Origin of the sequence: Roseibium album (assembly GCF_965233825.1) — a bacterium.
Taxonomy (GTDB): Bacteria; Pseudomonadota; Alphaproteobacteria; order Rhizobiales; family Stappiaceae; genus Roseibium; species Roseibium album.
The window spans coordinates 6295402-6314596 of the sequence record NZ_OZ247583.1 but is presented as its reverse complement, the minus strand read 5'-3'; the positions used below and the strand labels follow the sequence as shown (position 1 = coordinate 6314596).

The following is a 19195-nucleotide window of genomic DNA, read 5'->3' as shown; positions in this document are numbered from 1 at the left end:
GCCCGGTCCTTCCTTGAGTCGAGAAACCTCATGACTGTTTTCGTCATCCGGCGACTGATGCAGGCGTTCCTTGTCGTCTTTCTCATGTCGGTAATCGTCTTCTTCGGCGTGAACATCGTCGGCGATCCGGTTTACATGCTGGTGAGCCCCGACGCGGACCAGGCTGATATCGAAGCGGCGATCCGTCGCCTCGGGCTCGACCGTCCGATATGGGAGCAGTACTTCCTGTTCCTGAAAGGCGCAGCACAGGGCAATCTGGGAGACAGTTTTGTCTTCGGCCAACCGGCACTGAAACTGATCCTGCATCATATGCCCGCGACACTGGAACTGGCATTCAGCGCGCTCTTTCTCGCAATCGTCTTTGGCATTCCACTCGGTCTGTTTTCAGGTCTCTATCCCGACAACCCGGTGTCGAAGGGCATCATGGCCGGCTCCATTCTCGGGTTTTCGCTACCGACATTCTGGGTCGGTCTGATGCTCATATTGCTGTTCGCCGTCGAACTGGGGTGGCTTCCCTCCACCGGTCGCGGAGATACGGGCACCGTGTTCGGGATACAGACAAGTCTCGCCACGTGGGACGGCATCCGGCATATCTTTCTGCCGGCACTCAATCTCTCGCTTTTGAAAATATCACTTGCAATCCGTCTCACCCGGGCTGGTGTCCGCGAGGCAATGGGGCAGGACTATGTCAAATATGCCCGTGCCAAAGGTGTTTCGACAAAACGCATTATCTTCGTACATGTCATGAAGAACATCATGATCCCGGTCGTCACTGTGATGGGACTGGAATTTGGCAGCCTGATCGGCTTCTCGGTCGTGACGGAAACGATTTTCGCCTGGCCGGGAATGGGCAAGCTTCTGATCGACGCGATCCTGCAACTCGACCGCCCGGTCGTCGTTGCCTACCTGATGATCATGGTTCTGTTCTTCGTTCTGATCAATCTGGTGGTCGACATACTCTATTCAATCCTGGACCCGCGGGTCCGTCTTCAGGATCAGGGTGCATGACCGATACAGCGATGCAGTCCGCAAGTACCGCGCCGGCAAAGGTTGAAACCCCGTTTCAGCGATTTCGCGCCGAGTTTTTCGAAAGCCGCATTGCGGCGACCGCGTTTTTCATTTTTGTGACCATCGTTTTGCTGGCGATCCTGGCGCCGTGGATTACACCGCAAAACCCGTATGACCTGGCACAGGTCGATGTTCTGGACGGACGGTTGCCACCCGGCTCCGAGGCCTTTGCCGGATACACCATGTGGTTGGGCTCGGACGGCGCCGGACGGGACCTTTACTCGGCGATCCTCTATGGCCTCCGGATTTCGATCTCCGTTGGTCTGGCTTCAGGCGTGATCGCGCTTTTCATCGGCATGACCGTCGGTCTGATCGCTGCATATCTTGGTGGCAGGACGGAAGCCGTCATCATGCGTGTTGTCGATCTTCAGCTTTCGTTTCCAGCATCACTTGTTGCGCTGATGCTTGTCGCCGCACTGGGGAAAGGGGTCGACAAGATCATCCTTGCGCTTGTCGTCGCCCAGTGGGCCTACTATGCCAGAACTGTCCGTGCGACCGCTCTTGTCGAGCGCGGCAAGGAATATGTTGAAGCTGCGCAATGTCTTGGCCTCTCCAGAATGAGAGTTGTTTTCAGGCACATCCTGCCGAATTGCATGGCACCCCTGATCGTGGTCGGAACCGTGCAGACGGCTCACGCCGTTTCCCTCGAGGCGACCCTCTCGTTCCTCGGTGTCGGATTGCCGCAAACCGAACCGTCGCTCGGTGTTCTGATCGCCAACGGCTTTGAATACATGATGTCCGGACGGTACTGGATCTCGGTCTTTCCCGGCATCGCACTGCTCCTGACCGTCGCATCGATCAATCTTGTTGGCGACCAGCTACGCGACGTTCTCAATCCGAGGATGAAAAAATGACCGCGGTGCTGGAAGTGAGCGGCCTGAAGACGCATTTTTTCACTCACGCCGGTGTCGTCAAGGCTGTGGATGGTGTCGATTTCATCGTGAACAAGGGCGAGGTCATGGGCCTTGTCGGTGAATCGGGATCGGGCAAATCCATTACGGGGTTTTCCATCATTGGTCTGATCGACCAGCCGGGTCGGATCGTGGAAGGCGCTATCCGTTTCAATGGTGAAGACATTGCCAAGGCGCCCGAGGAAAAACTGAAATCGATACGGGGCAACCGGATTTCGATGATCTTCCAGGATCCCATGATGACGCTCAATCCGGTTTTGCGCATCGACACCCAGATGATGGAGGCAATCCTTGCGCATGAACAGGTGCCCAGAAAAGAGGCCTGGGAGCGGTGCCGTGATGCACTCGGTCTTGTCGGCATTCCCTCGCCCGAGGAGCGCCTCAGGGCCTATCCGCACCAGCTGTCGGGAGGCATGCGCCAGCGTGTTTCCATTGCAACGGCCTTCCTGAACAAACCTGATCTGATCATCGCCGACGAACCGACAACTGCCCTTGACGTTACCATTCAGGCGCAGATAATTTTCGAGGCGCAGAAACTGACGCGACAAACGGGAACGGCGATGATCTGGATCACGCACGACCTTGCCGTTGTGGCAGGTCTCGCCGACCGGATCTCGGTGATGTACGCGGGCAGGATCGTCGAACAGGGGCTCACAGACGATGTGATCGACCGGCCGCTCCACCCGTATACAGTGGGCCTGCTGGGATCTGTCCCGACAGCAAACAACCGTGGGGAACGGCTGTTCCAGATTGAGGGCATGACGCCGAACATGCTGGCATTGCCTGAAGGATGCGCCTTTTCTCCGCGGTGCGGTTCGGCAAGCGATGTCTGCAGGACCCCACCTCCGATCGAGAATGTGGCAGACCGCGAACTTCGTTGTTATCACCCCCGGCCGCAGGTGGCAGCTCAATGACGGTTCCGCTGGTAGAGATCCGCGACGTCTCAAAACGCTTTGCCAAGCGACTGGATGTTGCCGGAAAAATCGCCCGGAAACTGGGTGCCAGCGTGCGTGAAGAAATCGTGCACGCCGTTGATGCGGTCAATCTTACGATCAATCGGGGCGAGGTCCTGGGCCTGGTTGGGGAGTCGGGCTGCGGCAAGTCCACGCTGGGCCGTGTTGTTGCCGGTATCCATGCGCCGAGTACCGGTCAGCTGCTCTACCGGGGCAACGATGTGGCGGCGATGTCGACTGCAGACAAGAAGGCGGCAACGCTCGCGGTCCAGATGATCTTTCAGGATCCTTTCGCCAGTCTGAATCCCCGATTGCGCGTGGAGGACATCATCGGCGAAGCCCCGAAAGTTCACGGAATCGTTTCCCGGAGCGAGGCGTCGGACTATGTCGATGACATCATGCGGAAGGTTGGACTGGATCCCTCGTTAAAACGGCGATACGCACACCAGTTCTCTGGTGGGCAGCGCCAACGTATCGGCATAGCGCGGGCGCTGGCCGTCAAACCGAAGTTTCTTGTTTGCGACGAAGCCATTGCGGCACTGGATGTTTCGATCCAGGCGCAGGTCATCAACCTGTTCATGGATCTGCGCGAGGAGTTTGGTCTGACATACCTCTTTATCAGCCACGACCTCAGTGTGGTTGAGCATATCGCGGACCGGGTCGCGATCATGTATCTGGGCCGGATTGTTGAAAGTGCAACAACGGAAGAAATCTTCAGCGCGCCAAGACACCCCTATACCCGGGCTCTCCTGGCGGAGGCGCCCAGGCTGGATCAGCGGAAGCGTGACTTTGCCCCGATCGAAGGCGAGATTCCGTCACCCCTGTCGCCGCCGGACGGTTGCTTCTTCAATCCGCGCTGCCCGCACGCTCAGGCTCTCTGTCGCACGGACCAGCCTGTTCTTGAAACATTCGGCGAGACCCACTCGGTCGCCTGCCACTATTGGAAAGACATATGCCCCCCGCATTCCGGATTGGCCTGACCGACTGAAAGAGCCTTGCGTTCGATAGTGCATTCCCTATTGCGCGAACCGTCCAGCGAACCCGGGACAAGTAACTCAAGCTGGCGCTGAACCGCATTGCGCGGGCGGCGCCGGCACGCTTTGAAATTCTGGAGGAAGCAATGAAAAACACCGATCGTGTCTGGGATTTTGTTGATGCCCGGCGGGACGACTATATCGGCCTTTCCGATCGTGTCTTCGACCAGCCGGAAATTGCCTATACCGAATTCAGGTCCGTTGCAGAGCACAGGAAGATGCTCGAACAGGAAGGATTCAGGATCACGGAAGGTGTCGCCGGGATTCCCACTGCAATTGTGGGAGAAGCAGGTGACGAAGGCCCCGTGATTGCCATTCTCGGCGAATTCGACGCGCTTCCGGAGTTGGGTCAGGTTGCCGGTGTCGCGGAACAGCAGCCGGTCGAGCAAGGTGGTCCGGGGCATGGCTGCGGGCACAATCTGCTGGGATCGGCTGCGCTGATGGCGGCCTCTTCCGTGAAGGATTATCTTGCGGAACGGGGCATCAAGGGCCGCGTGCGCTACTATGGTTGTCCGGCCGAGGAAGGGGGGGCGGCCAAGACATTCATGGTGCGTGAAGGTCTTTTTGACGATGTGGATGCTGCTATCTCCTGGCATCCGGCAACCTTTACGGCAGTCAACGAAGCCCGTTCACTCGCCAACACCCGTATCGATTTCACGTTTCATGGACGGGCTGCCCACGCCGCCGGTGCTCCCGAACTTGGCCGCAGCGCGCTGGATGCCATCGAATTGATGAATGTCGGCATCAACTACATGCGTGAACACATGCCTGACGATGCCAGGATCCACTATGCGTATCTGGATGCCGGAGGGATCGCACCCAACGTCGTCCAGTCGCGTGCTACCGTTCGCCAGCTTGTTCGTGCGGGCAACCTGAAGGAGCTGCACGGGCTGATCGACCGGGTGCGCAAGGTTGCCGAAGGCGCAGCCCTGATGACAGAGACCACAGTTGAATCCCGGGTGGTCAGCGGCGTTTCCAACCTGATCGGCAATCGCCCCTTGGAAGAAACGATGCAGCGCAATATGGAGCGCCTGGGCGCGCCCGAATTCGATGATATGGATCGCGCGTTTGCCGAGAAAATCCGCGCGACGCTCAGCGAGGACAACATCACTGTCTCGTTCCGCAGGGTCGGAATGGAGGTGGATCCGGAACTCGCTCTTTGCAACTTTGTGGTCCCTCTTGAGCGGCAAAGCGAAGGCGGTGAAGGATCGACCGATGTTGGAGATGTCAGCTGGGCCGTCCCGACAGTTCAGGCCCGTGTTGCGACCTGTGCGGTTGGAACACCCTTCCACACCTGGCAACTGACGGCTCAAGGGAAAGCGCCGGCAGCGCACAAGGGCATGACCCATGCCGCAAAGATCATCGCGGGAACGGCGGTGGACCTGTTCGAGGACAGCGAAGTGCTGCAGCGTGCGATCGAAACTCATCGCTCAAAACTTGAAAAGGAACCCTATGACTGCCCCATCTCGAAGAACGTTTCCCCACCGCTCAAGGCCATGAGCAACCAATGACTGGAACCAGAGTTCAGGCGGCGGATAAACCGGGCATTTTTCGGCATTTCGTCAATCGTCCGCCCAGGGTTGATAACCGGTATCAATACTCAATACTCAGTCCTCAGTCCTCAGTCTGTTTTCGCTTCGGCGTGATAATGATTGAGCTCTGCAGTCAAGGCTTTGAAAAAAATCAATAAAATCTACATGGGCTTACGAGAATTGCTCGGTGGAGGGGGCCGTTGCCGCCACAATGCCCGGTTCAGGCAAATGCATTTCTCCCTGGTGGCAATTCCCTCAAGAGGCACTTACTTTCAGCAGAAGTCAGGATAAACTGTGCTCAAGGGCATGAGTGGTCATACGTGAAGCGTTTTACCGAACCGTTTGGTGCAATCCACTTGTTGAACTCTCATTACGGGCTCCGCCAATGTTTGCAATGGAACTGAAACGAGCCCGACGGCTTGCCAGTCTGTTTCCATTCATGCGGACATATTTGGTTCCATTTCGCTGCACAATCACTTTGGTATCTTGCCATTGTCTTTTGGATAATTGCCGCAGTTAACCTTTGGTCCATTTGTCAGGCCGTCGACATAGGTCTTGATCAATGTCTTTGCCAGGGTCATTGAAGTTTCACCTTCCTGCAGCCGGCCTGAACCTTCCAGGACTGTCATTCCAAAAAGGCTCATCCACAAAACGCGTGCATGTTGATGAATTTCGTCAGCGCTTCGACCCGATAATATGGGCGCAAGCGCGCGCTCGATAGTGGAGAGAAGCCCGGAAACCTTCTCCGAGAACCATTCGGGCACCGGCCGGGTCTCCGGTAACTTATGCTCAAAAATCGCGTTCCAAAGCTTTGGGTTTTCGTGTGTGAAGCTCAGATAGCAATGCACGAGCCGTTCCAGGTCCATGTTCGGGTTCTGCGTGAGTTCGACCTTTGAACATTCCTCCATGAGCTGATCCAGGGTCTCCCCATTCATATGCATGATGAGGTCGTCGAGATCCTCGAACAAATTGTACAAAGTCCCAATCGTATACCCAATATCACGTGCAATCTGTCGAGCGCGCAAGCCTCTAAGGCCTTCTTTTTCAACAATCTTCCTTGATGCGTCGATGGCGAGCCGCCACAGTTCTTCCCGCGTGTGATCGGACCGCCGGGCCATGCATTTCTCCATGATTAATCAAAAAATGAACTTTGTTCACATTTTAACTTGAAATTGAACGGCGATCAATTTATTTAAATGAGCACTGATCAATTATCAGTCTTTTCACGTCAAGTCCTCGCGAATGGGAGTATTCATAATGGTTCAGATCTCAAGAGACTGGTGCGCCGCCACGGCATTTGCTGCAGGGCTCTGCCTGAGCGTCTCTGCTGTAACACCGGCCAATGCAGTTGGCCTGCTCACACCATCAGATCAAGCGCAGTCGCTGGATCTTCTCAATCACGAGGTGAGCGTGGTGGTGGAAGACGGATACGTGATGACCACGGTCAATCAAACCTTCAGCAATCCGCACATGCACGACATGGAAGCGACTTATTCGTTTCCGGTCCCGCATAAGGCTGCTGTTTCGGAGTTCACATACTGGATTGACGGAAAGCCGGTAACGGCCGAGGTCGTCGAGAAGGAAAAGGCCCGCCAAATCTACGAAAGCGAGAAACAGGCAGGCCGGAACACCGGTCTTGCAGAGCAGGATGATTACAAGACCTTTGACATCAGTGTCTGGCCGGTCCGCGGCAACAACGATGTTGATATTCGCTTCTCTTACATCCAGCCGGCAAAACTCGACACGGGCATTGGGCGATACCTTTATCCGCTCGAGGAAGGCGGCGTCGACGAAGAAAAGCTTGCCTTCTGGACCGCCAAGCAAACCGTGACGGGGACGTTCAGTTTTGATTTGCACCTGCGGACAGATTATCCGGTTGAAGCCGTTCGCATGCCGAAGCACCCGGGAGCTCAAATTACACGGGAGCAGGATGGGAGCTGGCGCATTCATATGAACAACACTGGCCTGGCGAACAGTGTGGGGAAGGACGCGGACCCGGATTTGCAAGATGCGCGCGCCATCGATGAGATCGGCACCGAAGAAGGCCAGGCAACGACAAGCCACAACCCCGTGACACTGGATCAGGACATCGTCGTCTATTGGCGGCAAGCGCAAAACCAACCGGCGCGCGTCGATCTGGTGCCCTACAAGGCAGACTCATCCGGTCGCGGGACTTTCATGTTGACTTTGACACCTGGCATGGATCTGCAGCCCATTACCGAGGGGCGTGACTGGATCTTTGTTTTGGACCAGTCCGGGTCCATGGGAGGCAAGATCGCCACGTTGAGTGAAGGCGTCGCGAAAGCACTCGGGAAGCTCAGGCCAGAGGACCGCTTCCGGATCATCTTTTTCAACGACGGAACAATTGAGCTGACAAGCGGCTTCACCCCGGCATCCCCCGACCAGATCAATCAGGCGCTGAACAATATCCGCAGCGTTCAAGCCGGTGGCGGCACCGACCTTTATGCCGGGCTGAAGAGAGGCCTCGATGCCCTTGATTCTGACCGCACGGGCGCCATCGTTCTCGTGACTGATGGCGTTGCAAATGTGGGCACTACGGAGACCAGAAAATTTCTCGAACTGATGCAGCAAAAGGATGTCCGTCTGTTCACCGCGATCATGGGTAACAGTGCAAATGTCCCCTTGCTCCAACCAATGACAGATGCTTCAGGCGGCTTCGCCATCAACGTTTCAAATTCTGATGACATTGTTGGCACCCTCCTGCAGGCGACTTCAAAGGTCACGCACCAAGCGCTTCATGGCCTGAAACTGGATTTGACACAGAAAGACGGGTCCCTGCGTGTCAATGATATCAGGCGACGCAACAATCCGTCGCTCTATCGCGGCGAGCAATTGGTCTTGTTTGGTCACTATTGGGGAAATGGCGAGGCTTCGCTCAAGCTCACAGGTGAAATATCGGGTACTCCTGTCAGTTATGAAACAAGCTTCACGTTTCCCGATACAGCCAGAAGCAACCCTGAAATCGAACGTTTGTGGGGCTATGCGCAGATTGAACACGACATGGAGACCCTGGCTCTTCTTGGCCCGGATCCGGACCTCAAAACCTCCATTGTCGACACGTCGAAAGAGTACGGCATTCTGTCACCCTACACGTCGATGTTGATCGTTCAGGAAGCGCGGTTTGAAGAACTTGCGATTGACCAGACCAACAAGAAGCGTCTTGACGTTGAACGGGCTGCTCAACAGAAACGGAAGGCAAAGCCGGTACAATCGACCCGCGTCGACACGAACAAGCCAATGTTCAAGGGGAACCAACCAAGCCACACCGGTGGCGGTGGCTCCGGATCGCTGGGCATCTTGGGGCTGTTGTTGGCATTGTCTGCGTTGACCGTCGGCCTCAAGATGCGTCGCCGGAATGCAGGATGACCAGTATCCTCTCCTCTCTCACCCATGGCGGCTCGAAGCTGCCATGGGTTTCCATCACCCTGGCGGCCACAAGCCTGGTTCTCTTCGCCGTCTTCGGTGGTAAACCCGAGGCCTTCATTTACGACCGGGAGCTGATTGAAAACGGAGAATTCTGGCGTCTGGCGACTGGCCATTTCGTACACCTGGACCACAAGCATTTGCTCATGAATGTCGGAGCCTTGTTTGCGTTAGGATTTCTTTATGAAACCTCCCCGCACGGTGGTGCGCGCAGGCTCGTGTTGGGATGCTTCATTCTTTCCGGCAGTTTGATTTCGTTCGCCTTGTTTCTTGGTGATCCCAAGACGCAGTTCTATTGCGGCTTATCGGCAATCCTGAATACGCTATACGTGGTCACAATGGTTGCGATGTGGCGTGAGACACGCAGCCGAGTATGGCTTGTTGGCCTCAGTCTCCTGATTGCAAAGACTGGATATGAAGCTTTGTTTGGCTCAATCCTTTCCGACAATCTCGAATGGCCACCGCATATCGGCGCGCACCTCACTGGAATCCTCGCAGGCATATTACTTTTTGTCTTCGGATTATTTGAAAAGGCGCTATCAAGACTGAGACGGTCGGATGTCGGGGCTCTCAGGCCAAGTCAAGCATGTTGAGAAATGCGCGGAAGCACGGACCTGACAGAGCCGACTGGTCCGTGTGAATTTTTGTGGATCGCTATTGTTCTGCGCAACGAGATGAAGAGTAGCGCTGATGATTGACATCCGCGGGCACGGTGATGCCAGTTTGTGTCGAAATCAGTGTCGACGTCAGTCCACGAAGATGTTCTCCGCTTCACGGAGTAACCGGAAGATCCCGCGATCAAGAGGGCAGGCCTGATCTGTTGTCAAAACTCCGAACGACCGCTTCGCGCCCAACGCGGATGTTTGCTGTGTCTACGATAAATGGTGATTTTCAGGAGTGAGGTGAAAACGAACGACGCGAAGCGGACATTTGTGTCAAACACCCCGAAAACAGCCTGGGGTTGGAGCCAGCTTTCGGAACTCGTCCAGGGAGGCGATGTGTGCCTTATCACGCAATGTCCCTGGTAACATCCTGTTTTGAACTTCCTGCCTGAAATATGTAACTAAATCAGCTGGTTGGTTGCAATCTCATGCCGGCTTTAGTGCTGATACGGTCGAGGTACTTGCAAATTCACTAAGAACTACAAAGCATTGCGGGAAGTGTTTGGTAGCGGAGGAGGGCTGCCGCCGTTACCCCCGGTCCAATGAGTTGTATTTTTTATTGGTGGTTTTCTCGCAAGCCTCTAGCTTTTTGCAGAAATGAGGTGAAGTTGGTCTCATCGATATGAGTGACGAAGCGACGCGTTTTGCTGAACCGCTTGTGTTGAAACTGTCATGAAGCTCTCGCTTCGGAATCAACAAGTGTCCAAATCGGGGTCCTCAAAGAGGCTGTCGGGTTTTTCCGCATTTTAATCTGCGCAGACAATCTTGCAGAAGACTCTCAAATTGAAGTGCAGACACCAGCGGCACACGAAAAATGACCCGTATCGCAATTTCCAGCGGAACGGGATTGTCGCGAGGGCCTTACCGTTTCCAAAAATCCTGGCAACGTCAATCGAAGGCCCACTGCACTTTCAGACTATTGCTCGGTGGTGCGCTGGCGAGAAATCTTGAAATTTCCTCGAGCGGCAGTCTGTGCGAAACAACGCGGTCAATTTCGGAACCGTGGCCCGTTATGATGTCCAATGACCTTGGGATGTTGTGGTTTAGAGAATGCGATCCAGCGAGCGTCAATTGCCTTCGGAAAACCTCGAAAGGTCTAAGATCAATCTTCGCATCAGATGGACAGACGCCGAAAAAAAGACCTTTGCCACCGTTTGCCATATAGTCGGCAAGTCCTGCAGCAACAGCCGGAACGCCCGTTGCTTCAACGGCAAGATCTGCTCGATGATGCCACTCTTGCAGGTCACAGGAGCCGCTTGCGATTGCTTCGAATCCAAAGCTCGATGCTAATTCAAGACGGCTGTCCGAGATGTCGCAGAAGGTTACCCTTGAGATGCCTGTCGACTTAAGCGCCATTCCCATGAGCAATCCCATCGGTCCAGCACCAAAGATCAATGCCTCTTCCATCCACGGAGCGTGAACCGCATCGACGCCATTTAGAACACATCCCATGGGCTCTGCCAAAGCAGCCTGCTGGAAACTCATGTCACCGATGGGATGCACGTTGGCGGCATTCACGAGACTAAACTCAGCAAAGCCTCCATGGGTTGTTACACCATACGCGCCAAGCTTGTCACAAAGATGTGCCCAGCCGTGCCTGCACGCCCGACAGGTGCCACATTCGAAGTTCGGGTCAACAGCGACACGGTCTCCGGAGGTGACATTTGCTACGCCTGACCCAACATCCACAACGACGCCAACATATTCATGACCGGGTACAACGGGAAAAGCGCCAGTCCCATAGTTGTCTTTCAAAACTTCATAGTCGGTGTGACAAATCCCGCTTGCCTTGACTTCGACAACAACTTCACCCGGCCCTGGTGCGGGATCCGGCAAATCCTTGTACTGAACTTCATTTTTTCCGGTGAAAACGACAGCCTTCATAGCGTGATTATCCTTGCAGGTATGATGCCAATGCCGCTTCCAAACCTTCGGACCAGATAAGCGAAAGCCAGGTATGAAACCGGATTTGGAACAGGGCGTTGTTTCCCAGATCCCCGTAGATGTCACTTTGGTCCAGCCATGCTTGCGGATTGGACTTCGCTGCCCGGGCAGTAACCACTAGCCTATCCCACACAGGATCATTGGGCTCTATGACAGTGCCGTCTTCCCGTGTTCCTTCGCACATCCTCGCCCAGATCGCCTGGGACAGCGCGAGACCGTCAATGGCGTCACCGTTGGAAAGCGCGTCACGCAAGGTTGGAAGAACAAATCCCGTCTGGCGCGAATAGCCGTCAAACGCCACTCTTCGCACGGTGTCGATGATCTCGGGATTTGAGAACCGTCGGTCAATCAGATCGACATAAGAGGCTGGTGCTACACCCGGGGCAGCTTTTACCTGAAGTGCGATCTCAATCCTTGCAATCTTGCGAAAAAACGCACCAATCAAAGGGTGTGACATACATTGCGAAATGTATTCGAGAGACAAAATTTCACCCGCATCGGCGATGATCTGATGACCACCGTTTAAGATGCGAATTTTCATCGTCTCGTAGGCATGTACGTCATGTGTAAATGTCGCGTCGACCTTGTCCCAATCGGGACGCCCGGCACAGAAGTCGTCTTCAATTACCCATTGGCGGAAATTTTCATGGGTCACCGGGGCTGCATCATTGATGCAGAATTGCCTGACCAGTTCCAGTTCCCTCGGCCCGGTAGCAGGAACAATGCAATCCACCATGGAATTGGGGAAGGAGCAATTCGTATCAATCCAGTCTGCCAGATCCGGATCGGAAAGGTGGGCGAGTGAAACCAGCGTCTGTCTCAAGATTGCGCCGTTGCCTTGCAGGTTATCGCAGCTTTGGCAGGTGAATGGTCCTGTAGACTCCTTGCGGCGTGTTTTCAGTGCCGCAATCATGGCACCGAAAGCTGTTCGAGGACTGTTGGGATGGGCGGCATCATGTCGGATGTCAGGATGGTCCGAATTGAATGCATTGGTTACTGGGTCAATGTAATACCCGCTCTCGGTAACGGTAAGCGAAACAATGCGGATTGCCGGGTCGGTCATTTGCCGTATCAAGGAGGCGTTGTCTTCCTCGACGGGCACGAAGCCGATCATTGACCCAACGATTTCCACTGAAGGTCCATTGGGGTCCAGCTCGATCAGGGTTGTCAGGTAGTCCTGTGCTGACAGCCGTTGCCGTTGAGCTTCGTCGCCCTGGCGAACACCTGCGCCGATGATCCCCCAATCCAGCGCCTCTCCCTGCTGCATCAGCCGGTGCAGATACCAAGATTGGTGCGCACGGTGAAAGTTACCCAAACCGATGTGCACGATGCCCGGTGTGATGGCCGCGCGATTGTAGGCAGGAAAACAAACACCTGCGGGCAAGTCGATAAGCGCTGCGTTTGAGAGTTTTTGCATTGGCTTCAGCGTCAGCTCATCCAGTTGCCGCCGTCGACATTCAACGTCTGAGCAGTAATGTATCGGGAGGCGTCCGAAGCGAGAAACACGCATGGATCGGCGATATCACGAGGATCGCCCATACGGCCCAACGGAACGGCTTCACCAACTTCTCGCTTTTTCTGGCCGCGGGGCTTGTTCTCATATTGGGAGAACTGCGCGTCAACGACGTCCCACATCGGGGTGTCGATGACACCCGGTGCAATGGCATTCACGCGAATGTTGTCAGTTGCCAACTCGAGCGCCAGCGATTGTGTAATCGAGATGACCGCCGCTTTGGTTGAACAATACAGTGTGATGTTGGGTTCGCCGCGACGACCGGCCTGGCTTGAAAAGTTTATAATCGCGCCACCGCCGCGCTTTTTCATGAACGGTATGACCGCCTGACAGGCAAAGATTGTTCCTCCAACATTGACGTCATATTGGCGGCGGTAGTCTTCTGGCGTGATCCTGTCGATCGAGGCCATGTTGAAGATACCCGCATTGTTGACAAGGATATCAATGCCACCCAACGCGTTTTCGACCTGTTGTGCGCTGTCCGAAAGCGCGTCGAAATCCATCACATTCATTTCGACAGGCAGGCCGCCAATGGCCTGTGCCGTTTCTGCGGCGTCATCCTCGCGCAAATCGGCAACAGCAACTTTTGCACCAGCATCGGCCATTGCCTCGCAAACTGCGCGGCCGATCCCACGCGCACCACCGGTCACGAGAGCAACTTTTCCTTCGAGCGTTCTCATGACATGCGCAACCCTTCGGAATTGAATTTGTGGATTTGGGAGGAATTCGGCGTCAGGAAAACAGTGTCACCGTGCTGTACCGCGACATCCCCGAGTGCCCGCACGGTCATCGGGTCGCAGCCCGGAATTCCATGGATATGAATGAACGTATCTGACCCCAGATGCTCGGCCACGCCGACTGTGCCCCTCCAGGCGCCTGCCGTGGTTGAAACATCAATATGTTCCGGTCTGACCCCGATTGCCTGTGCACCGTGAGTGTCGGCCTCGGCTCCTTCAATGAAGTTCATCTTGGGGCTGCCAATGAAGCCCGCTACGAACTTGTTGCGCGGCGTTCGGTACAGTTCCAACGGGCTACCCACCTGTTCGATCACGCCGGCGCGCAGAACGACGATCTTGTCGGCCATGGTCATGGCCTCGACCTGATCGTGGGTCACGTAGATCATTGTCGTGTCGAGTTTTTTGTGCAGCTCGGAGATTTCCATGCGCATTCCGACCCGCAATGCGGCGTCAAGGTTCGACAACGGCTCATCAAACAAAAACGCTGCGGGTTCGCGCACAATGGCCCGACCTATGGCAACACGCTGACGCTGACCGCCGGAGAGTTGACCGGGACGTCGGTCCAGGTAATCTGTCAGGTTCAGCGCCTTGGCCGCCGCAGTGATCCGCTTGTCCTGCTCTTCTACACTCATCTTCGCCATTCGCATGGGAAAGGCGATGTTCTTGCGCACCGACATATGCGGGTAAAGCGCGTAAGACTGGAACACCATCGCCAAACCACGCTTGGCAGGTGGGGTTGCGGTCGCATCTTCGCCGTCAATTTCGATAATGCCCGACGTTGTGTCTTCCAGACCTGCGATGAGACGCAAGAGTGTGGATTTCCCGCACCCGGACGGGCCGACAAAAACGACAAACTCCCCATCATCTATTTCAAGGTCCAATGGTGGAATGACTTCCACATCACCAAATTTTTTTTGGACCTGCCTCAGCTGAATGCGTCCCATTTTCTTGTTCCTTACTTCACGGCACCGAAGGTCAGGCCCCGGACGAGTTGTTTCTGGCTGAACCAGCCCATGATCAGAATGGGTGCAATAGCCATGATTGAAGCGGCACTCAGTTTGGCGTAGAAGAGTCCTTCAGGGCTGGAATAGCTGGCGATAAATGCAGTCAGCGGTGCCGCATTTGCGGCCGTAAGGTTGATCGTCCAGAAAGCTTCGTTCCAGGCTAGAATGATGTTCAGGAGAACTGTCGACGCCATGCCGGGGATCGCCATCGGTGTCAGTACGTAAATGACTTCATCACGCAGTGACGCCCCATCCATACGGGCGGCTTCCAGAATTTCGCCCGGAATTTCCTTGAAGTATGTGTAGAGCATCCAAATGATGATCGGCAAATTGATCAGCATCAGAACGATCGTCAAACCAAGACGAGTGTCGAGCAGGTTGAAATCCCGGAAAACCAGATAGATTGGCACCAACACACCAACCGGTGGCAACATCTTGGTCGACAACATCCACATAAGCACATTCTTGGTGTGTTTGGATGGAACAAATGCCATTGACCACGCAGCTGGTATCGCAATCAAGAGGCCCAAAAACGTGGATCCGACGGAAATAATGACCGAGTTGGAGAAATGCTTGAAGTAGTCAGATCTGGCCTGAACCGTCCCAAAGCTATCGGTTGTCCAGCCACTTCCGAACAGGATCTCCAAAGGCGCCCGGATCGCATCTTCTTCGGTCTTGAACGCCAGGATCAGGATCCAGAGGATGGGTATGAACATCAGGAAACCGAGCGTTCCAGCGATTGCGGTGTTGGTGACCTTGGCTTTGGTCGAGATTGCGCGTGCCATGATCGATCTTCCCTCAAGCGTCCAGATTCTTGCCGATCATCCGCATCAGGAAGATCGCAACGATATTGGCGAGGATGATGGCGATGACGCCACCGGCGCTTCCCATGCCGACGTCAAATTGCAAAAGCGACGAGACATAGATCAGATAGGTGAGGTTTGTCGTCGCGGTGCCCGGACCACCATTGGTGGTCACCAGGATTTCGGCGAAAATCGACAATAGAAAGATCGTCTGGATCAGGATGACCACCGTTATCGCCCGGGCCAGGTGCGGTAACATGATGAACCAGAATCTGCTTCCCCAACCGGCCCCATCCATTTCAGCAGCTTCCAATTGCTCCTGATCGAGCGACTGGAGTGCTGTCAGGAGGATCAAGGTAGCGAATGGCAGCCACATCCAAGACACGATGAAGATGATCGATGCCAACGGGTATTGGCCGAAGAAGTCTATGGGCTGGAATCCGAGGCTTGTAGCAAGATTGCCAAATATGCCGTTCACGGGGTTCATGAACATGTTCTTCCAAACAAGCGCAGAAACGGTTGGCATCACAAAAAATGGTGCGATAACCATGATCCGTATAAATCCGGTCGCAAACATGGGCTTGTCCAGCAAAAGCGCAAAGCCGATGCCACCGATCGTTGTGACGCACAAAATACCGCCAACCATCGCCAGCGTGTTCGTGATTGCGGCCTTGAAACTCGGGTCCGTGACGAACCAGTAGTAATTCTCCCACCCTGCAAAGGGCGTTGTCCCCGGCTGCAATAGGTTGTAGCGCAGGAACGAGAAATAAACCGTCATACACAACGGGATGAGCATCCAGCCGAGGAGTAACAGAACCGCAGGCGAGATCATCATTCGTGCAGCGGATCTTGACGCTTTCGTAGACATGCGTTTCGCCCTCCCAAGTCGAATTGCGCTGCCGCATTTGGGAAAAAATCCAAATCAGATCTTTGCCAAAACGCCCCAAAAAAGCTTTTCCGGGAACTGAAAGGGCCGAGGCACGTGACCCCGGCCCATCCAGGGAGGCGGTTACTTGATGTAACCTGCTTTTGTCATTTCGCGGACGGCGAATTGCTGGCTATTGGCAAGCGCCTGCTCGACTGACTGTTGACCGGCCAGAGCCGCAGCAACCTGTTGGCCGACATAGTTGCCGATGCCCTGAAACTCAGGGATCGCGACGAACTGGACACCCGTGTAAGGCACCGGGTCACGGGTCGGATCTGCCGGGTCTACAGAGAAGATCGCGTTCTTGATGGTCTCCGCAAAAGGCGCTGCTTTCAAAAGTCGCGGGTCTTCATGGACAGAGGCTCGTGTGCCGCTCGGCACGGCGACCCAGCCTTTGGTTTCGCCCACCATTTCGAAATACTCTTTGGACGTTGCCCATTTCAGGAAGTCCTTGGCGGTGTCAGCTTTCTGAGAGCTTGCAGGGATAGCGAGAGCCCAGGACCAGAACCAGCCGGTTCCCTTGTCAGTTTCCTGCTTGGGTGCCTGGAAGAAGTCTGTAACGTCTGCAACCGAGGATGTCTCGGGATTGCGCACATCATTTGCAGCCGAGGTCGCGTCCACCCACGTCGCGCACTTGCCGTCCTTGAACAGCGCACGGTTTTCGTTGTGACCATTGCCGGAAGCGCCTGGAGGGCCATAGTTGGTCATCAGGTCGACATAGTAGGTGATCGCGGCATTCCACTCGGGGCTATCGAGTTGGGGGTTCCACTCCATGTCGAACCAGCGCGCACCGAATGCATTGGCAAGGGTGCCAACAAAGGCCATGTTTTCGCCCCAGCCAGCCTTGCCGCGCTGACATGTTCCGTAAACGCTGTTGTCCGGGTCATGGAGCTTGGCCGCCATTTCTGCGAACTCGGTATAGGTGGGCTGCCCTGTGGGGGCTTCAATTCCGGCCGCTTCGAAGAGGTCCGTCCGGTAAAACGTGAACGAAGTCTCAGAATAGAGCGGAACGGCATAAAGCTTGCCGTCCGCAGACAGACCGTTCCGAACCAACTGAAAAATATCTTCCAGATCATAATCGGGGTCGTCTGCGAAATCGTCCAGCGGTGTCAGCCAACCGTTGGCGCCCCAGATCGGAGCCTCGTAAGCACCGATGAACATGATGTCGAACGAACCACCGTTCGTTGCGATGTCTTGAGTAGTTCGTTGACGAAGAACATTCTCCTCCAGAACGACCCAGTTGATTGTATTACCGGTCGCCTGTTCCCATTGCGGTGCAAGCTCCTGCATAACGATCATGTCAGCGTTGTTGACCGTAGCGATCGTGATTTCTTCCGCCATAGCCGCGGATGTCATCCCGGCTACAAGTCCGAAGCTGACTGCCGTGCTAAGCAGTGTGCGTTTGATAAACATCTTCGTCCTCCCAGTTTTACACATGTAAAAGATTGCATGAGAAATACCGGGGGTCAAGAAATTTTTTGCACATGTAAAAAAGTGTTTGCGCGTTTTCCTGTTCCGCGTGCACTCAGGTGGATTCTCGAATCCTGAGCGCCGCTTCCATCAAAACTGCGATCGATGCATCATCGCGTTCTCCTCGGATGCGCTCCAGCAACATGCGAACACCAACGTCGCCGATGCCTTCAATATCTTGTGCAGCGGTGGTGATGGCCGGAAACATGAACTGGCTCAAAGGGTGATCGTCGTGCCCGGCGATCCGCAGTCCGCTGCGACGCTCCGGGTTTCGCGCAAACAGTCCGTGTTTGTTTGCGCCACGTATCGCTCCGATTGCTATACGGTCGTTCGCGCAAAGGATCGTAGCCGACGTGTATCTTTGGCGGCTGAAATGCTCATCCATGATACCAAGGCCATAGGCCTCAAACTGCCAGGATTCATCTGCGCTGCCGGATTCAATAAACCTCGGTTCATACCCCAATTCATGCATCTTGGCTTGATAGGCGTCCTGGCGTTCTATGGCATTTGAGTTCACGCGGGGCATGCTCAGAAATACGGGCGGTTCGCCAGTCCGGCAAAGATAGTCGACGATTGCCGCAATGCTTTGCGCATTGTCCGTCCCAACGAAATCCGAGCCTTGGATCTCCACCGCAGGGCGTGAATCGGTAAAGACAATAGGAAAATCCTCGCGCGCCAATTGAAACGCCTCTGTCGAGCTTTCCAGCCCAAGGGGCGCAATTATGGCGCCATCCGCACTCATGGACCGCAGTCGCGCGACGGCTTGGGCCTCGCCCGTTGCATTGCCGTTCGAGCTCTGAGTGATCACAGTGTATCCCGCGTCCCTTGCGGCCCGTTCGATGGCTTCCAGAAGGCTGGTGAAAAACAGGTCCTTATAGTGCGGAATGATCACACCAATCAGGCCGGAGGACTTTCGGTTCTGTCGAGTCGCTATGAAGTTGTAAACATAGTCCACTTCGGCTAACCGCTCTTTGATTTTCCGTGACGTCGATGGCTTTACCGTCGATGGATCTTGAAAATAGCGCGAAAGGGTTGGGCGAGAGATGCCGATAGCCTCGGACAGCTCTTTCATCGTGGCAATTTTTTGTTTGGCTCTCACCATCAAAAGGATCTCCTTCCAGCGAAATTGCTATCGTATTCTTCAACTTTTTTAAAGTGAGAAGCTAATATTTTGACACATGTAAAATTATGGTCT

General features: G+C 54.9%; 16 protein-coding genes. 7 read left to right on the top strand and 9 right to left on the bottom strand.

Annotated features, from left to right (window positions below; all coding sequences use genetic code 11):
• Positions 1-30 precede the first annotated feature (30 nt).
• The 5 genes from ACO6TI_RS29050 (at position 31) to ACO6TI_RS29030 (ending at position 5477) form a co-directional block, all read left to right on the top strand.
• The gene (locus ACO6TI_RS29050) at positions 31-1008 is read left to right on the top strand and encodes an ABC transporter permease (RefSeq protein WP_104701275.1); all 978 of its coding nucleotides are present in this window, start codon (positions 31-33) and stop codon (positions 1006-1008) included.
• Positions 1005-1922 (top strand): ABC transporter permease, encoded by a 918-nt coding sequence (locus tag ACO6TI_RS29045; RefSeq protein WP_104701276.1) that lies wholly within the window; start codon positions 1005-1007, stop codon positions 1920-1922. The genes ACO6TI_RS29050 and ACO6TI_RS29045 overlap by 4 nt, the downstream gene beginning before the upstream one ends.
• Positions 1919-2893 (top strand): ABC transporter ATP-binding protein, encoded by a 975-nt coding sequence (locus ACO6TI_RS29040; protein ID WP_104701277.1) that lies wholly within the window; start codon positions 1919-1921, stop codon positions 2891-2893. Before ACO6TI_RS29045 ends, ACO6TI_RS29040 begins: the two co-directional genes overlap by 4 nt.
• The gene (locus ACO6TI_RS29035) at positions 2890-3912 is read left to right on the top strand and encodes an ABC transporter ATP-binding protein (protein WP_422383877.1); all 1023 of its coding nucleotides are present in this window, start codon (positions 2890-2892) and stop codon (positions 3910-3912) included. Before ACO6TI_RS29040 ends, ACO6TI_RS29035 begins: the two co-directional genes overlap by 4 nt.
• A gap of 140 nt (positions 3913-4052) precedes the next feature.
• A complete protein-coding gene (locus ACO6TI_RS29030; RefSeq protein ID WP_196878878.1) occupies positions 4053-5477 on the top strand; it encodes a M20 family metallopeptidase in 1425 nt (474 codons plus the stop codon).
• Between the two features lie 494 nt (positions 5478-5971).
• Here the strand turns inward: ACO6TI_RS29030 and ACO6TI_RS29025 are convergent, their stop codons facing one another.
• Positions 5972-6616: a TetR/AcrR family transcriptional regulator gene (locus ACO6TI_RS29025; protein ID WP_422383876.1), complete on the bottom strand. Its 645-nt coding sequence runs from the start codon at positions 6614-6616 to the stop codon at positions 5972-5974.
• Positions 6617-6755: 139 nt separating this feature from the next.
• Here ACO6TI_RS29025 and ACO6TI_RS29020 point away from each other — a divergent pair, with 139 nt between their 5' ends.
• Together ACO6TI_RS29020 and rrtA are read left to right on the top strand one after the other, a co-directional pair.
• Positions 6756-8885, top strand: coding sequence for a VIT and vWA domain-containing protein (locus ACO6TI_RS29020; RefSeq protein ID WP_422383875.1), 2130 nt, complete (start codon positions 6756-6758; stop codon positions 8883-8885).
• Positions 8882-9535: a rhombosortase gene (gene rrtA / locus ACO6TI_RS29015; protein WP_422383874.1), complete on the top strand. Its 654-nt coding sequence runs from the start codon at positions 8882-8884 to the stop codon at positions 9533-9535. Before ACO6TI_RS29020 ends, rrtA begins: the two co-directional genes overlap by 4 nt.
• Before the next feature lie 957 nt (positions 9536-10492).
• Here the strand turns inward: rrtA and ACO6TI_RS29010 are convergent.
• The 8 genes from ACO6TI_RS29010 to ACO6TI_RS28975 all read right to left on the bottom strand — a co-directional run bounded on the left by ACO6TI_RS29010 (position 10493) and on the right by ACO6TI_RS28975 (position 19102).
• Positions 10493-11488, bottom strand: coding sequence for an alcohol dehydrogenase catalytic domain-containing protein (locus ACO6TI_RS29010; RefSeq protein WP_422383873.1), 996 nt, complete (start codon positions 11486-11488; stop codon positions 10493-10495).
• 7 nt (positions 11489-11495) lie between these two features.
• Complete coding sequence (locus tag ACO6TI_RS29005) at positions 11496-12965, bottom strand: mannitol dehydrogenase family protein (protein WP_422383872.1); 1470 nt, start codon at positions 12963-12965, stop codon at positions 11496-11498.
• An 11-nt stretch (positions 12966-12976) separates the two neighbouring features.
• Complete coding sequence (locus ACO6TI_RS29000; RefSeq protein WP_104705228.1) at positions 12977-13741, bottom strand: L-iditol 2-dehydrogenase; 765 nt, start codon at positions 13739-13741, stop codon at positions 12977-12979.
• Complete coding sequence (locus ACO6TI_RS28995) at positions 13738-14742, bottom strand: ABC transporter ATP-binding protein (RefSeq protein ID WP_422383871.1); 1005 nt, start codon at positions 14740-14742, stop codon at positions 13738-13740. The genes ACO6TI_RS29000 and ACO6TI_RS28995 overlap by 4 nt, the downstream gene beginning before the upstream one ends.
• Positions 14743-14753: 11 nt before the next feature.
• Positions 14754-15587 (bottom strand): carbohydrate ABC transporter permease, encoded by an 834-nt coding sequence (locus ACO6TI_RS28990; protein WP_196901315.1) that lies wholly within the window; start codon positions 15585-15587, stop codon positions 14754-14756.
• A gap of 13 nt (positions 15588-15600) precedes the next feature.
• On the bottom strand, positions 15601-16473 hold the full coding sequence (locus tag ACO6TI_RS28985) for an ABC transporter permease subunit (protein ID WP_104705225.1): 873 nt from the start codon (positions 16471-16473) through the stop codon (positions 15601-15603).
• A gap of 141 nt (positions 16474-16614) precedes the next feature.
• On the bottom strand, positions 16615-17943 hold the full coding sequence (locus ACO6TI_RS28980) for an ABC transporter substrate-binding protein (RefSeq protein WP_104705224.1): 1329 nt from the start codon (positions 17941-17943) through the stop codon (positions 16615-16617).
• A 112-nt stretch (positions 17944-18055) separates the two neighbouring features.
• Positions 18056-19102 carry a LacI family DNA-binding transcriptional regulator gene (locus ACO6TI_RS28975; RefSeq protein WP_422383870.1) on the bottom strand — a complete coding sequence of 349 codons (1047 nt, stop codon included), beginning with the start codon at positions 19100-19102 and terminating at the stop codon, positions 18056-18058.
• Positions 19103-19195 lie beyond the last annotated feature (93 nt).